This window comes from Psychrobacter sp. CAL346-MNA-CIBAN-0220, from assembly GCF_040309805.1.
Lineage (GTDB): Bacteria > Pseudomonadota > Gammaproteobacteria > Pseudomonadales > Moraxellaceae > Psychrobacter.
This window is the reverse complement of the sequence record NZ_JBEOPF010000002.1, coordinates 111,537-126,786: the sequence shown is the minus strand read 5'-3', so window position 1 is coordinate 126,786 and position 15,250 is coordinate 111,537. Positions and strand designations below refer to the sequence as shown.

Below are 15,250 nucleotides of genomic sequence, written 5' to 3'. Positions count from 1 at the left end.
AAAATAACGCGAACAAAAAAGGAAGAACAACCACTATCCTTCCTTTTTCTTTGATTTAACTATCCATTCACCAAGAGCTTGGCTTTATTGCCTTTTATGATGCCGGAATCAATAAATTCTTACCCGTCATCTCATCGGGTGGGGTCATATCCATTAAGGCTAAAATCGTCGGTGCAACATCGCTGAGCTTACCGCCACGACGTACTTGTACATGTTTATCACCAATATAAATCAATGGCACATGCTCAGTGGTATGCTGAGTATGCACCTGCCCACTCTCATAGTCTTGCATTTGCTCACAGTTGCCATGATCAGCGGTAACTAGCATATGGCCACCTGCTGCACGTACTACATTCTCAATACGGCCCACGCAGACGTCTAATGCTTCTACCGCTTGTACGGCAGCATCAAAAATACCGGTATGCCCAACCATATCGCCATTAGCATAGTTAACGATTAACACATCATATTTACCCGATTCAATAGCAGCCACTAGCTTATCAGTGACCTCAGGCGCACTCATTTCAGGTTGCAAATCATAAGTCGCTACATCAGGAGAAGGTACTAAGATACGCGTCTCCCCTTTATATTCTGCTTCGCGGCCACCACTCAGGAAAAACGTTACGTGCGCATATTTTTCAGTTTCGGCAATACGCAGCTGAGTTTTACCCTGATCCTGTAAGTATTCGCCTAAAGTATTGGTCAATGCAGTTGGATAATAAGCGATACTGGTCTTAGGATTGTCGGCTAGGATATCTGAGTATTTGGTCAACATCACAAAGGCTGCAAGCTTTGGACGTTTATGACGGGCAAAACCTGAAAACTCATGATCCGGTAATACAAATGCTTGCGCTAATTCACGAGCACGATCAGCACGAAAGTTCATAAAAATCAGCGCATCATTATCGTTCACGGTATATGGGGTCTCATCTCGTCCAATCACCGTAGTAGGGCTAATAAACTCATCGGTCTCGCGTGCTTTATAAGCCGCTTGAACCGCGCCATCTGCACGAGTTGACAGACGATCTGCTTTACCTTCAGTGATTAATTCATAAGCCTTTTGTACCCGATCCCAGCGATTGTCTCGGTCCATCGCATAGTAGCGCCCAATAATAGTGGCAATCTGGGCGCGGCCTTCATAGTGAGCATTGAGCTTATTCAAATATTCACGTAAACGATTAATATATTTATCCGCAGACTTAGGCGGCGTATCGCGACCATCTAAGAAGCAATGGACAAATACATTTTTGGCCCCATGGACTAATGCTGAATGGCACATGCCCTCGATATGGTCTTGGTGCGAATGAACGCCACCATCAGACAGCAGACCCATAATATGGACGTTACCGCCCAGCTCATTAGCGGCATTTACTGCTCCTACTAATGCTTCGTTTTTATAAAAATCACGATTGGCAAGCTCATTTGTGATACGAGTTGAATCTTGATAAAGAACGCGCCCAGCGCCTAAATTCATGTGCCCAACTTCAGAGTTACCAAACTGGCCTTCAGGCAAACCCACATCTTCCCCTGAGGCTGATATTAGGCCATGTGGATAGTGCTGATAAATCTTATCTAAGTTTGGCATTTTAGCGGCAGCAATGGCATTATCTTTATCATCTTCACGATGCCCAAAGCCATCCAATATCATTAACACATGCGGCACTTTTTTATTTTGCTTGTTGTTGTGTTTGATCTGACTGTCGTCAATAGACTCTGATGATTGCTGCGTACTGGTCATAGATTACCGCTCCTCAAGTGATTGAAAGCCTACCGTGCATTATTAGAATTAAGAACATTAGAATGAAATATTGGTATTAAAAGATATAAAATTAAGATTGGCAGTTATAAAGGCCTCTATATTACCACATATCTCAAAATAGCCGAAAACTCAACATTATTAAGAGCTATTTGAAATAGTAATTTAGTTATTTTTATAAAAAATAGCGGTTAAGGAATGGGGTTTCTTATTGTTTATCAGCTACTGATGAAACGGTAGTAAACGCCTAATATCAATAAGTATCAATCTGTAAATCGAACTTGCAATCAGGGTTTTCATTAGTTAAGATGGATTTATTCTGGAGTGTTGGCTAGTAGATGTTATTCCCTGAGCCGATAATGTTATACCTGGATGCGCTACCTATTGCTTTATTGTGTATGCCTGCACCGCTTGCGGTGTTTCAGGAAACCTGCCGAGGCAATGACGTATCCGCCCTGAACTTCACGGTTCATGGGTCACCATTCTACGGCGGCACTCCGGTTGTTAATTTTAGGCACTATTACTTATTATTTAGCAAAAATGCTATAAAAGTGATACATCCATGCAGTATTAAAAAGCCCCTTTTGTTATCAACGAAAGGGGCTTTTTTTATTTAATCTAATCGACATTATTACTACAAGGTAAAGGGTTAGCTATTCTTTATGTGACTCACATAAAACAGTACTATATGACAATCAGGTAAAGAACGCTCAATTCCATTGTTCGCAAGGGTAGCTGTTTTCTTGTTTATCTTTACCCAATCACGCCTGTAAAGTAATCCCTATTACTTTACCGTCAATACGCTACTCATCATTGGCGGATTTAGTAATTTTCTTCACATCTTTGGGTACATTTTTGGCCGTTCCATCAACGGTCGTATGCTTCTTAAAAACGTTACCAAATGAATTTTGTTGCTGTTTATCAAACGGGTTTTGACCACCCATACCGCCTGCTCCACCGAACGGATTTTGACCACCGCCCATGCCACCACTAGCACCGCCAAATGGATTTTGACCGCCACCCATTTGCTTGGCCATCATTTCCATCATCTTTTGCTGATTGTTCATGACGTAGTTATTTGCTATATCTTTCAATTTCTTTTGTACAGGTGGCAAGATCACAAGCAGCGCCAACATGTCACTGATTACTCCAGGGATCAGTAATAAAATACCAGCGGCGGCCATAGCAACACTTTTAATCATGGTAGATTCTTGTGGGCGCATTGAAGGATTCGTCATGCCACCAGCTTTCATTTGCTGCGCCATTGGATTGAGGGCAGCCAGGCCTTTACGTATAAAGGAGAATCCAATAACAGCCGCAATGATAAACCAAATAAATACCCACCAGCCACTAATAAACTGGCTAATTAAATACCAGAGCAGCATCTCGATAATAAACCAAACAATGGCAATACCAACTATCTGACCCATAAAGTGTCGTCCTATAAAATAAAAACTGAAGAAATTAAGCGTTATGCAAATTAAAATGGTTAACTTGCAATGTATATGGGGATGGCTTGCTATACTATCAAACTTACGGCTTATTTTTAAGTAATATGGAATACTATGGCAATTATTATCGGGATTGATCCCGGTTCACGTATGACCGGCTATGGCATCGTGCAGCAAACGGGCGATAAACTAACCTATATTGATGCTGGCACTATCCGCACGGACACTAAAGAGATGCCGGAACGCCTTAAGCGCATTTTTAATGGGCTAACACGTATTACGCAGCACCATATCAAATATGCCAATGAGCCTATTTATACTGCCATTGAGCAAATATTTATGGCAGAAAATCCTGACTCTGCACTTAAGCTTGGACAGGCTCGTGGAGCGGCAATCGCAGCGATGGTAGCGTTAGATTTAGAAGTGTCAGAATATACTGCCCGCCAGATAAAACAAGCCGTTTGCGGTTATGGCGCAGCGGCTAAAGAACAAGTCCAAGATATGGTCTGTCGAATTCTTGCCCTTGATGTGGTACCACAACAAGATGCCGCCGATGGTCTTGCCTGCGCCATTTGTCATGCACACTCAAGCCACTCTATGAATAAGCTGCTACTCAACGGTGCCGTGCGTGGACGCAGTGCCTCCAAGAAAAAAGGCCGCTGGCGTTTAACCGAAGAGGATTTAGGGAATTTGCGTTAAGGTTTTATGCGTGTAATTTTATATATATTCCGTAGTAATATTTATAATTATTCGACAGTTATATTCTAAACAGTCATAAAAAACACGCGCCGCTCTTTATTAAGAACGGCGCGTGTTTTTTAGTTGGGCTGCTTTTAACTTAGGTAATTATTATTTGCTTATATCATAATTTGTGATGATTGTTTACTTTGCAACGGCGCTTTCAATCACCGTGTCTAATACATAAGCATATTTTTCAATTGATGCCTCGACTGACGTATTGTTAGTGTCAAGCTTATAACGCTGTAGACGCAGGACTTCATCGTGCTTGCCATCATGCTGATAGCCATCGATCTCGCCTGCGAATTGAGTCCACTTTCCTTCGCTAGTCTTCAGACCTTGCTCATCATAAGTCACTGGCTTGACTTGCAAACACATCTTCGTACTGTTATCTGTACAAGGCGTAACCTCAGAATTCACCGCCCAAAATAGCGTCTCGCCTTTGCTGTTATATTTTGCTTGCGCTGTCATTTTGCCCCTCCAAACTAAAGTTACCGCATCACTAGTCACTTGGGTCAACATTGGCGGCTCACCATCGGCTAAGCTTAGCTGGCTATCTCCCTGCAACAATTTGTTTAAGAGATTTTCAGCCGCATTTAGATCGTCACATATCATCTTGGTACTCATACTATTTTCGATAGTTATGGTATGGTCTTGTAATTGATAAACGGCGCCCATGGTATTACAGCCGACACTATAGCTAATATTATTTAGGCCTTGATACTGACTGAAGGTCAAAGTAACTTGATCTTTAATCTCCATAAGCAAAGTTAACGGCTGGGTACTACCATCAGTAGCGGTAGCAAGCGTCCAACGATACTGGGAAAGATTATCAATCATTTTTTGCTCAGTAGTTATATTGTCAGTTGCAGCAGAGGTCGCTTCAGCAGCTGCATCTGTGCTCACAACCTCGCGGGCAGCAGTAGCCCCTTCCACCCCAGATTCATTAGTCGTCGAGGCGTCGTTACAAGCGCTTATGGCTAGGCTCATCGCTAGCAAACTAGGCAATAAAGCTAATTTTAAAGTTGGTTTTATATCCATAATAGTTATACCTTGCACATCCAATTATAAAAGCTATGAGCCCGATAGAAATGACATAAACGAATTTTTAGGTTTTATCTCATCTCCAAAATTACTTCAATAATACAAAACTGTGTGGTCACTATAACCTTGATAATTGTAGACGTTGTAACGAAGTGTCTAATTTCACGACTCACATCTTTAACGCATTAACGGTTGGCTTTATATTTTATAAAGCTGATTTCTCGATGGTCTTAAACTAAACTAATTAGGGATACAAAAACCATTTCTCATTTAAAATTAAAGACGTTTATCAAATATTAAAGCCACCTGTCACTCTTAAACAATAGGTATATTGAAAGTTATGATAACCATAACAGGTGGCTTAGTAACTTTACTCGTTCTCTACAACTGGCTTAGCTTTACCTATTTTCCCAATACTAAAGCGCTCATGCATCATCTGATAAAAACGCGCTAGATTTTCTCCGTGCTTATTAGGATTCACTTTTAGGGCTTTGCCAAAATCTAGTCCTAGATACAGTACAATATCTGCAAAACTCAACTGGTCACCAACTAAGTATTCATGACCTTCTAAAATCGTCTCAAAATAAGCCAAAGCTTTAATCGCACGCGCAACAGAAGGTGCTACAAACTCTGGTACTTGCTCAACGCGCCGTGCTTTAGAAGGATGGCTGTGCTGAAATGCTAGCATCAAGTTATACAATACTTCAAACTCAGCAATACGGCGCATGGCACATACTTGAGCACGCTGTACCACATCGTTACCCATCACCGAACGCTCGCCATAGACGCGATCTAAATATTCACAGACGGCCTGCGAATCATTGAGCACTGTCCCATCATCCAGAGTTAACACCGGTACCGTCTGCATAGGATTAATTTTAGTAAAAGCATCTGAAAACTGCTCATTAGCACCAAAGTCGATGTCTACTACATCGATGTCATCCATATCGTCGATATCAAACCCTTTTGAAGCCAATAATATTATCGCTTTACGTGGATTAGGCGCAGTACGAGTTAAATATAGTTTTTTCATGGCAAACTCCTTGTAAGTGGGGATCAAGCAGCGACTCAGTACTAATAATTTTTAATTGTGGTTTTCAAGTAAGATAGTATATTTTGTAAATGAATACGTTAAAAATAGCTGCCTTAAATATAAATACTAAGTCCTACTGTCTTCATCATAGCAAAAGCTTATCAACGTATGATAGGAGAATCGTAAAAGCCCCACAACGTAAAGTCATGGGGCTTTTAAGTAGTAACCATTATATTAAAGCTTAGCGCTTAATTTAAAAGTTAATTAATGACTTATTTATTTGGCGCAGGAGTCGTACGTAGATACGGCTTAATCTCTGTATGACCCTTAGGGTAATTGGCAGCGATATCTTCGTTTTTGACGCTTGGTGGAATGATGACGTCATCGCCTTCTTGCCAGTCAACAGGGGTTGCGACGTTATATTCATCAGACAGTTGCATGGCGTCAATCACTCGTACGATTTCGTCAAAGTTACGACCACAGCTGGCAGGATAAGTGAGCGTCAAGCGCACTTTCTTTTTAGGATCTATAATGAATACGCTTCTGACCGTAGCGGTATTATCAGCATTCGGATGAATCATGTCATATAGGTTTGCTACTTTGCGATCCGCATCAGCAATAATAGGGAAGTTCACAGCAGTGCCTTGAGTTTCTTCGATATCACCAACCCAGCCTTTATGATCTTCTAAGTTATCAACTGATAGTGCGATAGGCTTGGTATTGCGCTTTTGGAACTCGCCACCTAATGCTGCGGTACGGCCAAGCTCAGTAGTACATACTGGCGTATAATCAGCAGGATGAGAGAAGAAAACCACCCAGCTATCCCCGGCCCAATCATAAAAATTAATGTCACCTTCTGTCGTACTCGCATCAAAATTTGGTGCAGTGTCACCTAAACGTAAATGTGCCATAACTATGTCCTTGTTTTTCAGTATTTGAGCGCTAATGTCGACGCTAGTGTCGAAATGTGTCATTGCGCTATATTATTATCATCGACGTACTCAGCTATTAATTAATAACTTAACGAATAACTAAAGCCACGTCCGTAAAAGCTCATTTCATCTTAACAAACTGGTTATGAATGTCTTGTGACGGATTGTAATGCTGTTATTCCCTTTTCAGATAAGTAACTAAGCTCAAGTATATTCAATTTATGTTTATTGTTTATATTACCATTCCGGAATCCCACAAACAAAAATCACCGAATTTTCCACGTTTGCTTATACCACCAGCAGCACTACCAGCATCAGTCAGTACCAGCTCGCCCTCTTTTTCTTCCAGATAGCTCATTTCAAGCAGCTTGTCATTTAACTCTTGGGTTTTTAATCCCAGCTCCTTAGCAAGCTTCGCTGTGGTCAATTTAGAATAGCTAGGCTTTGCAATGTCTTCTGCCGCTTTATCAATAGTAACAGAGACCGGACTGACTGTTTTGTCATCAGAGGTGGCGACCTTTTCAAACGACATCCGTACTTCATCACTGATACGAATAATACGCTGGGCTTCATCGTAGGTATCAGCATATAGCTTCGTATCTTCATTACGATAAATCAGCACACCCATCTCATTATTATTCACTTGGCTAAACTCATAGAGATTGAGACTAGTAATGATGCATTCATTTTCATTAAGATAGCATTTAGCATGTAAATTCTTACAAAAGCTAGTACGGATAAAGGTCAAGTTTTTAAGCCAGTTAATCTCTTCTGGTTGTAAGTCATTTTTGCCATAGACAATCCGAATATCGATCTTTAACCGGTTGCGGTCTTCTAACAGCTCTTTAATGCGGTCGTTGAGCTTTAGATAGGGACTAATGATAATCAGGCGATCGGACGCATTTTTAATCAATTCTTCTAGATGGTAGGTCGTGCCACTACTATTCAGAAACTTTGCCATTGGTATGTCCTCAAATTTACGGTTTATAATTATTACTAATGATCACTTATTGAATAATCTATTATTGTTCATAAAAAAGCCCACATCTAGCGTACTAGAAATGGGCGGGCTTGCAAACTACTATTGTCAGGTTTTAACTCATAACCCTAAGCTGTATGAATTAAGCTGGTTTATAACTATCACGTAAGCTTACGATTTGGTTAAATACTGGCTTCTCATTACTGTGCTCGATAGCATCGCTAATAAAGTAGCCTTCACGCTCAAACTGAAAGCGAGTGCCAGCATCGGCATTGGCGAGTGATGGCTCAACCACTATTGCAAGCTCAGTCAAAGAGTTGGGGTTTAGCGCACCATGTACATCGCTCACGCTACTAGGGTCTTCGACGCTAAACAACGGCTCATACAAACGTACGGTAGCTGGAATGCCTTGGCTGGCCGATACCCAATGAATCACGCCTTTAACCTTGCGACCTTCAGGATTATTGCCAAGCGTTGTAGGATCAATAGTGGCTTCTAACTCAATAACCTTACCATTATCATCAGTAACATGCTCGGTCACTGCTAATATATAAGTATTACGCAAACGAATTTCTGGTTTCTCTGGTGATAGACGTTTGTAACCAGCTGGTGGCTCAATCTCATAATCACCTTGGTCGATATAAAGCGTTTCGGTAAAGGGGATTTCACGCTCGCCCATATCAACATTCGGATGGTTCGGCTGAGTTAGCCATAAGGTTTGCGACTCATCATCCCAGCGCGCAGTGACGCTATCGGCTTTTTGAGACTCCCAGCTACTAACGGCCTCACTAAAGTTAGTAATAGTCACTTTCAAGGGTTTTAGCACCGCCATACCACGTGCGGTAGTGGTATCTAACGATTGACGAATACTAAACTCTAGCAGGCGCATATCGACCATACCATCGGCTTTAGCGATACCGACCCGACTACAAAAATCACGTAATCCTTCGGGCGTATAACCACGGCGGCGCATGCCAGCAACGGTAGGCATACGAGGATCATCCCAACCGTCAACGATACCTTCGTCAACCAACTGCTTAAGCTTACGCTTACTGGTCAAAGTATGGTCGACATTTAGGCGTGAAAATTCATACTGATGTGGCGGCTGCTCAAAGCCAATTTTATTAACAATCCAGTCATAAAACGGGCGATGATCTTCAAACTCTAAGGTACATAATGAATGGGTGACACCTTCAAGCGCGTCTGATAATGGATGAGCAAAGTCATACATCGGATAGATGCACCATTTATCACCGGTCTGATGATGTTCTTGATGCATCACGCGATAAATAATCGGATCACGCATATTCATATTGGCATCAGACATATCAATCTTAGCGCGTAATACTGCTTTGCCGTCTTCGAACTTACCGTTTTTCATGTCATCGAACAATTTTAAATTATCCGCAACACTGGCATCACGCTGTGGAGATGCTGTACCAGCTTCCTTATATGAACCACGATTGTCTTTGATTTGAGCCGGCGTTTGCAAATCAACATACGCCTCGCCTTGCTCAATTAATTGTACGGCCCAAGCATGTAATTGGTCAAAGTAGCTAGAAGCATGTAACGCCTCGCCTGCCCACTCAAAGCCCAGCCATTTCACATCCGTTTTGATATTATCAATATAGTCTTGCTTTTCGGCTGTCGGGTTGGTGTCGTCATAACGCAAATGACAAATACCGTCAAATTCTTCAGCAACACCAAAGTTTAGGCAAATAGATTTTACGTGGCCAAGATGCAGATAACCATTGGGCTCAGGCGGAAAGCGAGTGACTATCTGTTTGTATTTTTGCGCGTTGACATCGTCACGAATGATATTGCGAATAAAATCGTTTTTTTGTTCAATATTGTTTGAGTGCTCACTCATGGGGTATCGCTCCTAACGCAAATTTATCAGGTTATGTTGCGTGCCATCACGCATCATAGAAAAATTCAAAAGTTATTAAGAAGGGTTAAAGTTGCGTTATTCTATCAGGTTTCGCGAATGCATTAACAGCCTGATACATGACAGGCGACAAAAAAGCCGTTAGACTAACCACAACATTAACTCACCACAGCGCCACTTCAGGTGCTGCAATTAGAAAGGATCACAATATGGTAGATATGCCAGTAGTAGAACTAGACACCACTATGGGTGCGATCGTTATCGAACTTAACGAAGAAAAAGCCCCAAAAACCGTAGAGAACTTTTTAAACTATGTAAAATCTGGTCATTATGACGGTACCATCTTTCATCGCATCATCGACGGCTTTATGATTCAAGGCGGCGGCATGGATGCGGACATGAATGAAAAAGGCACTAATAAACCAGTCGAAAACGAAGCCGATAATGGCCTAAAAAACGATGCAGGTACTGTTGCTATGGCACGTACCCAAGACCCGCATTCAGCCACTAGCCAGTTCTTTGTTAACGTCAAAGACAATGACTTTCTAAACCATACCGGCAAAAATTCGCAAGGTTGGGGTTATACTGTCTTTGGTAAAGTAACGAGCGGTATGGACGTTATCGAAAAAATGAGAGGCGTTCCTACTGGTCGTTTCGGCATGCATGCTGATGTGCCAAAAGAGGCGGTTATCATCAACTCAGCGACCATTGTTTCTAAATAAATGGTCTAAACGAGCCATTTTTAATAAGTTATTAGGATTATGATAAATGCAAAATTTCAATCATCTGATAACAACCCGTCCTCATGAGGTACGGCAATTATTAATCAGCGACTTGCATTTATCGCCTGAAGAGCCTGCCTTAGTGCAGGCTTTTTTGGCGCTGCTTGATGACTGTCTAGCCTTGCCTGCGCTCAAGCGTTTATTTATCTTAGGCGATTGGTTTGAAGTGTGGCTTGGTGATGATGCCTACTTAACATTATCAGAAGAGCTGCAACAAACGCATTGGCTAACACCCCTCGTTGCGAAGCTAAAGCAATTACGCGTAGATGGTTGTGAGATTTTAGTCATGCATGGTAATCGTGATTTTTTATTAGGCCAGCCATTTTGTAACCTGTTTGGTGGCGAGCTGATTCTTGAGCCCTATACTTTAGCTGTCGGACAGCAACGCTACCGTTTAGAGCATGGCGATGCGCTATGTACCGATGATAAAAAATATCAGTTTTTCCGCAGAATAATGCGTCATCGTCTGACCCAGTGGTATCTGCTCAATAAATCGCTAGAAAAACGCTTGGCCATCGCGGATAAAATGCGCCAAAAAAGCCAGCAAAATAATACCACTAAAGCTGCGTATATCATGGATGTGAACGAAGCCTCAGTGAACAAAGCACTTTATACCTTTGACGCGCTACTACACGGTCATACTCATCGCCCTGAGATTCATCGCAGCAATGAAGGCAAAAGCCGCTATGTACTTGGTGATTGGCGACTGCTCGATCAAGAAACGCGTAAGCCTAAGGTCAGCGCTGTTATTGGGGCAATTACGACAGAGGCAAGTTCAAACCGTAGTGATAATAACTTAGACAGTGATGAGGCAGAGTTTGATTTGGTTGAATTTAACTTCTTACTAAGATAAATCGTACCCTAGAGAATTATTGGGATTTAAAATATTAGTTTAAAAAAAGAGAGTCTGCTAAATATTTAACAGACCCTCTTTTTTATTCGTAAACTATCTAGCTTTACAAATTAAGCCTAAGGTATCAAATTAAAGAAGTGCTGACGATAATGCTTAAGTTCACGAATAGAATCACGAATATCATCTAAGGCTAAATGGCTGCCATTTTTTTCAAAGTTCCTAAGCACATCAGGACGCCAGCGGAAGCACAGCTCTTTGATTGAGGATACATCAAGATTGCGGTAATGGAAGAATTTTTCTAGCTCTGGCATTTGCCGTGCCATAAAGCGTCGATCTTGGCAAATAGAGTTACCGCACATCGGCGACTTACCGCTATCGACCCACTTATTTAAAAACTTGATAGTCTCGGCTTCAGCTTCGGCCAAGGTCACGGTACTGCGGCGAATACGATCGACCAGCCCTGACTGGCCATGTTGCTTAGTATTCCAGTCATCCATACCGTTTAAGATACGATCGGATACCTTAATAGCAAAAACCGGACCTTCGGCAAGAACGTTTAAATCTTCATCAGTGACAACCGTGGCAATTTCGATAATCTCATCATTTAAGGTATCAAGCCCTGTCATCTCTAAATCAATCCATACCAGCCCTTTTTTACCTTGGTTTTTAATTTTAATCTTATTGGGATGGTCGGTGGTGCTCATAAGCTGTCCTATGGTCAATAAATTTTGAAGCAACTTTGAAACAGTTGTGCCTCAATAAAATAAATAGTATAACGCCTAGGCATTCGTAGCACGTAAAACGTTACAAAACCACTGTCTGCTGCAGTCGCTTTAGGCTGTATGTTAGCAAATTTTCACGCTACACTTAACAATATTTTTATAATAGGCACCACCCATGGCATTAATCCGGCAACGCAAACTGACCAAACAGCAGATTCGTCGCATCGATAAACAACAGCTGTCCAATCAAGACAGCATTGATGATAGCTTGATGGATGGCGTGGTCATGGCGCACTATGGTAAGCAACTAGAGGTACAAGTGACCAGCCTGCCCGCCGTGATACCAGTGCAACCCGAGTTTGCGCCTGATGATCCTGAGCCATTTTGGCAAACACTAGCACTGGGTGATATTTGGCGTTGTCACGTACGCACCAACTTACCGATGCTAGCAGCAGGTGACCAAGTGCGCTGGAGTGCTGATTCTAATACTGGTTTTGGGCGCATTGAAGCGGTGAAACCACGCACCTCATTAGTCTCACGTCCTGATCGCTATCATAAGCTCAAGCCCGTCGCCGCCAATGTCGATATTCTGGCAATTGTATTTGCACCTTTGCCAGCCGCTGCGCCAACCTTAATTGACCGTTATTTGGTCGTCTGCCATCATGCGGGTATCAAGCCGCTACTAGTCTTGAATAAAGCAGATTTATTGGCAGAAAACGATGATGCCAATACCAATGAGTTACTGACGCAATATGCGGCACTGGGTTATGAAAATGTATTAACCTCAGTTGATTGTCCTGAAAATGTCGCTGACAGCAATGATCAGCAAGGACTTGATGAGCTAAAACGCCATATCGATAATAAATTGGTCATTTTTGCCGGTCAATCGGGTGTTGGTAAAAGCAGCTTAATCAACGCGCTACTGCCTGAATCGGCACAAAGCGTTAATATTATCTCTGATAACTCAAAACTCGGTCAGCATACGACCACTACCAGCCGCTTATTACCGTTTAATCCCGATGATCTAACCCAAGGCGGTATTGTTGATACGCCGGGTATTCGTGAATACGGTATTTGGCATTTGACCCCTGACGATATTATCTCCGGTTTTATTGAGCTGGCGCCGTTAGCAGGCGACTGTAAATTTCGAGATTGCAGACATACTCATAACAGTAAAGGCTGTGCGTTATGGCAAGCCATAGCTGACGGTCAGGTACTCCAACGCCGCGTTGAGAACCTGGTCACTTTACAAATCGAGGCCGACACTAAGCCTTACTAATGATAAACCTTATTAATCACAGCAATGATAGCGCTTATCATTAAAGTAAACGCTTAATTATCGCACGTTTACTATATAGAACCTTATCGGTATAATAGCGCCTTGTTCGACAATGTTAAGCTGTATTTACGGCTTAGTAGAACACTTATTTTTTGGAGGTATGGTTTGGATCGTGCGCTTGGATTTGTGGGCAACCACCCGTTTTTATTTGGTATTTTAGCAGTACTTGCCGTACTGTTTTTTGCTATTGAAAACAAACGTAGCGGCAAAAAAGTGTCGCCAAATACACTGGGCATGATGGTCAACTCCCAAAATGCGCAACTTATCGATATCCGCGCCAAAAAGAAGTTTACCACCGGCTATATACAAGGCAGTCGTAACATTCCTTTTACGGATCTTAAAGAGCGTTTGGAAGAAGTACGTGCTATTGAACAGCCAGTAATTATCATCTGCGATATGGGTGTGCAAGCAGGCGCAGCGGTACAGATGATTGGTAAAGATAACGTCTATCGCCTAGAAGGTGGTATTGGTGGCTGGCAAAGTGGCGGTATGCCACTCGTTGGTCTAAAAGACGCTGAGCCTAAAAATAAAGGCAAAGCGAAACCAAGCCTGCATAAATAATAGTGGCTCAAATAATAGTGGCTTAAGCACTAACAATTACAGCAAAATACTATTATCAATCGCTAATAAACAAAAAAGACGCCCTATAAAAATGGTGTCTTTTTTGTTTGCGGACTACATGATTTTTAATGGCTTTTAAAGCAAGCTTACTTGAATTTATGAGCACCATCCCCACTTTATAATGAGCGCAATCAAATATAGGCTTGCGATTAACTTGATTGCAGCCAACAATAGCAACTTTTATAATACTAATATTGCTTTATAAATTTATAAATTAGGGAACTATTATGACCGTATCTGTTAAAGTTTATACCACGCCTATTTGCCCATACTGCTCAAATGCCAAACAATTATTAAAATCTAAAGGCGTTGAATACGAAGAGATTGGCATGCATGACATGAGCAGTGATGATCGCCGTGCATTAATGCAAAAAACCAATAACTATCGCACGGTACCGCAAATATTCGTCGGCGATACCTTTGTCGGCGGCTTTGATGAGCTCAACCAGTTCAACCAACAAGGTAAGCTTGACGAACTATTGGCTGGTTAATCTGCTATCTTGCCTTACTGTCTATCATGACAGCAATAGGGCTTGATAAAAATATTAGTATTAAGATTAAATTATCCTTAATATTATAATTGTATACTGTCCAACTATCTGAGGAATTATCATGGCTGAAGAACAAGCACAACCGCAATTGGCACTAGAACGCATTTATGTAAAAGACATGTCACTTGAAGTACCGGGTGCAGATGTATTCACTAAAGAGTGGAACCCTGAGCTAGATATCAATTTATCAAGCAACGCCGACAAGCTCGATGATGACCATTATCAAGTGATTTTGACCGTCAGTGTGACTGCTAAGAATGCGGAACAACCAGCATTTATCGCAGAAGTACATCAAGCTGGTATTTTCTTATTAAAAGATATTCCAGAAGACCAAATTGGGCAAATATTAGGTGCGTATTGCCCTAACGTCTTGTTCCCATATGCTCGTGAAGTGATTAGCGACATTGTCACTCGTGGTAGCTTCCCGCAGTTATTGTTAGCACCTGTTAATTTTGACCAAGCCTACGCCCAAAGCCAACAGCAAGCACAAATAGATGCTGAAGGTAATGCTTAAGTCTAAAGTTTAGATAAAAAAAGCCAATACAGAAAAACCGCCTACTC

The 15,250-nt window shown here is 41.8% G+C and carries 15 protein-coding genes and 1 other RNA gene; 8 read left to right on the top strand and 8 right to left on the bottom strand.

Translation table 11 applies throughout. The features are described 5' to 3' along the window. Nucleotides 1-94: 94 nt before the first annotated feature. Nucleotides 95-1,738: a 2,3-bisphosphoglycerate-independent phosphoglycerate mutase gene (gene gpmI / locus AAEY88_RS06595; RefSeq protein WP_350560685.1), complete on the bottom strand. Its 1,644-nt coding sequence runs from the start codon at nt 1,736-1,738 to the stop codon at nt 95-97. A 331-nt stretch (nt 1,739-2,069) separates the two neighbouring features. Between gpmI and ssrS the strand changes: the two genes are divergently transcribed. Next, nucleotides 2,070-2,264: non-coding RNA, 6S RNA (ssrS, locus tag AAEY88_RS06590), on the top strand. A gap of 295 nt (nt 2,265-2,559) precedes the next feature. Here ssrS and AAEY88_RS06585 read toward each other — a convergent pair. After that, the gene (locus tag AAEY88_RS06585) at nt 2,560-3,186 is read right to left on the bottom strand and encodes an FxsA family protein (protein WP_350560683.1); all 627 of its coding nucleotides are present in this window, start codon (nt 3,184-3,186) and stop codon (nt 2,560-2,562) included. A gap of 135 nt (nt 3,187-3,321) precedes the next feature. On the opposite strand from AAEY88_RS06585, the gene ruvC reads away from it, so the two are divergent. After that, complete coding sequence (ruvC, locus tag AAEY88_RS06580) at nt 3,322-3,906, top strand: crossover junction endodeoxyribonuclease RuvC (protein WP_350560681.1); 585 nt, start codon at nt 3,322-3,324, stop codon at nt 3,904-3,906. A gap of 183 nt (nt 3,907-4,089) precedes the next feature. On the opposite strand, the gene AAEY88_RS06575 is transcribed toward ruvC, so the two are convergent. The 5 genes from AAEY88_RS06575 to AAEY88_RS06555 all read right to left on the bottom strand — a co-directional run bounded on the left by AAEY88_RS06575 (nt 4,090) and on the right by AAEY88_RS06555 (nt 9,803). Continuing rightward, nucleotides 4,090-4,986: an META domain-containing protein gene (locus AAEY88_RS06575; RefSeq protein WP_350560679.1), complete on the bottom strand. Its 897-nt coding sequence runs from the start codon at nt 4,984-4,986 to the stop codon at nt 4,090-4,092. A gap of 373 nt (nt 4,987-5,359) precedes the next feature. Beyond that, entirely contained in the window at nt 5,360-6,022 is a 663-nt protein-coding gene (locus AAEY88_RS06570; protein WP_350560677.1) for a glutathione S-transferase family protein, read from the bottom strand. Between the two features lie 272 nt (nt 6,023-6,294). Beyond that, nucleotides 6,295-6,933, bottom strand: a complete 639-nt coding sequence (locus AAEY88_RS06565) for a peroxiredoxin (RefSeq protein WP_350560675.1) — start codon at nt 6,931-6,933, stop codon at nt 6,295-6,297. A gap of 253 nt (nt 6,934-7,186) precedes the next feature. Further along, on the bottom strand, nt 7,187-7,915 hold the full coding sequence (locus AAEY88_RS06560; protein WP_350560673.1) for a phospholipase D family protein: 729 nt from the start codon (nt 7,913-7,915) through the stop codon (nt 7,187-7,189). A gap of 160 nt (nt 7,916-8,075) precedes the next feature. Then, the gene (locus AAEY88_RS06555; protein ID WP_350560671.1) at nt 8,076-9,803 is read right to left on the bottom strand and encodes a glutamine--tRNA ligase/YqeY domain fusion protein; all 1,728 of its coding nucleotides are present in this window, start codon (nt 9,801-9,803) and stop codon (nt 8,076-8,078) included. Nucleotides 9,804-10,030: 227 nt separating this feature from the next. On the opposite strand from AAEY88_RS06555, the gene AAEY88_RS06550 reads away from it, so the two are divergent. Both AAEY88_RS06550 and AAEY88_RS06545 read left to right on the top strand, forming a co-directional pair. Then, the gene (locus AAEY88_RS06550; protein ID WP_350560669.1) at nt 10,031-10,543 is read left to right on the top strand and encodes a peptidylprolyl isomerase; all 513 of its coding nucleotides are present in this window, start codon (nt 10,031-10,033) and stop codon (nt 10,541-10,543) included. Between the two features lie 46 nt (nt 10,544-10,589). Next, entirely contained in the window at nt 10,590-11,456 is an 867-nt protein-coding gene (locus tag AAEY88_RS06545; protein WP_350560667.1) for a UDP-2,3-diacylglucosamine diphosphatase, read from the top strand. 116 nt (nt 11,457-11,572) lie between these two features. On the opposite strand, the gene orn is transcribed toward AAEY88_RS06545, so the two are convergent. Next, nucleotides 11,573-12,160 carry an oligoribonuclease gene (gene orn / locus AAEY88_RS06540; RefSeq protein ID WP_350560665.1) on the bottom strand — a complete coding sequence of 196 codons (588 nt, stop codon included), beginning with the start codon at nt 12,158-12,160 and terminating at the stop codon, nt 11,573-11,575. Nucleotides 12,161-12,353: 193 nt separating this feature from the next. On the opposite strand from orn, the gene rsgA reads away from it, so the two are divergent. The 4 genes from rsgA (at nt 12,354) to secB (ending at nt 15,203) form a co-directional block, all read left to right on the top strand. After that, on the top strand, nt 12,354-13,457 hold the full coding sequence (gene rsgA / locus AAEY88_RS06535) for a ribosome small subunit-dependent GTPase A (RefSeq protein WP_350560663.1): 1,104 nt from the start codon (nt 12,354-12,356) through the stop codon (nt 13,455-13,457). Between the two features lie 165 nt (nt 13,458-13,622). Next, entirely contained in the window at nt 13,623-14,078 is a 456-nt protein-coding gene (locus AAEY88_RS06530) for a rhodanese-like domain-containing protein (protein ID WP_350560661.1), read from the top strand. Between the two features lie 287 nt (nt 14,079-14,365). Next, nucleotides 14,366-14,629, top strand: coding sequence for a glutaredoxin 3 (gene grxC, locus AAEY88_RS06525; RefSeq protein WP_201527866.1), 264 nt, complete (start codon nt 14,366-14,368; stop codon nt 14,627-14,629). A 121-nt stretch (nt 14,630-14,750) separates the two neighbouring features. After that, the gene (gene secB, locus AAEY88_RS06520) at nt 14,751-15,203 is read left to right on the top strand and encodes a protein-export chaperone SecB (protein WP_350560659.1); all 453 of its coding nucleotides are present in this window, start codon (nt 14,751-14,753) and stop codon (nt 15,201-15,203) included. Nucleotides 15,204-15,250 lie beyond the last annotated feature (47 nt).

What these genes read in the sequence shown, in the direction of transcription:
- AAEY88_RS06570 (WP_350560677.1), bottom strand. Translation starts at nt 6,022, where the DNA reads ATGAAAAAACTATATTTAACTCGTACTGCGCCTAATCCACGTAAAGCG.
- gpmI (WP_350560685.1), bottom strand. Translation starts at nt 1,738, where the DNA reads ATGACCAGTACGCAGCAATCATCAGAGTCTATTGACGACAGTCAGATC.
- AAEY88_RS06585 (WP_350560683.1), bottom strand. Translation starts at nt 3,186, where the DNA reads ATGGGTCAGATAGTTGGTATTGCCATTGTTTGGTTTATTATCGAGATG.
- AAEY88_RS06555 (WP_350560671.1), bottom strand. Translation starts at nt 9,803, where the DNA reads ATGAGTGAGCACTCAAACAATATTGAACAAAAAAACGATTTTATTCGC.
- grxC (WP_201527866.1), top strand. Translation starts at nt 14,366, where the DNA reads ATGACCGTATCTGTTAAAGTTTATACCACGCCTATTTGCCCATACTGC.
- AAEY88_RS06560 (WP_350560673.1), bottom strand. Translation starts at nt 7,915, where the DNA reads ATGGCAAAGTTTCTGAATAGTAGTGGCACGACCTACCATCTAGAAGAA.
- secB (WP_350560659.1), top strand. Translation starts at nt 14,751, where the DNA reads ATGGCTGAAGAACAAGCACAACCGCAATTGGCACTAGAACGCATTTAT.
- rsgA (WP_350560663.1), top strand. Translation starts at nt 12,354, where the DNA reads ATGGCATTAATCCGGCAACGCAAACTGACCAAACAGCAGATTCGTCGC.
- orn (WP_350560665.1), bottom strand. Translation starts at nt 12,160, where the DNA reads ATGAGCACCACCGACCATCCCAATAAGATTAAAATTAAAAACCAAGGT.
- AAEY88_RS06550 (WP_350560669.1), top strand. Translation starts at nt 10,031, where the DNA reads ATGGTAGATATGCCAGTAGTAGAACTAGACACCACTATGGGTGCGATC.
- AAEY88_RS06545 (WP_350560667.1), top strand. Translation starts at nt 10,590, where the DNA reads ATGCAAAATTTCAATCATCTGATAACAACCCGTCCTCATGAGGTACGG.
- ruvC (WP_350560681.1), top strand. Translation starts at nt 3,322, where the DNA reads ATGGCAATTATTATCGGGATTGATCCCGGTTCACGTATGACCGGCTAT.
- AAEY88_RS06565 (WP_350560675.1), bottom strand. Translation starts at nt 6,933, where the DNA reads ATGGCACATTTACGTTTAGGTGACACTGCACCAAATTTTGATGCGAGT.
- AAEY88_RS06575 (WP_350560679.1), bottom strand. Translation starts at nt 4,986, where the DNA reads ATGGATATAAAACCAACTTTAAAATTAGCTTTATTGCCTAGTTTGCTA.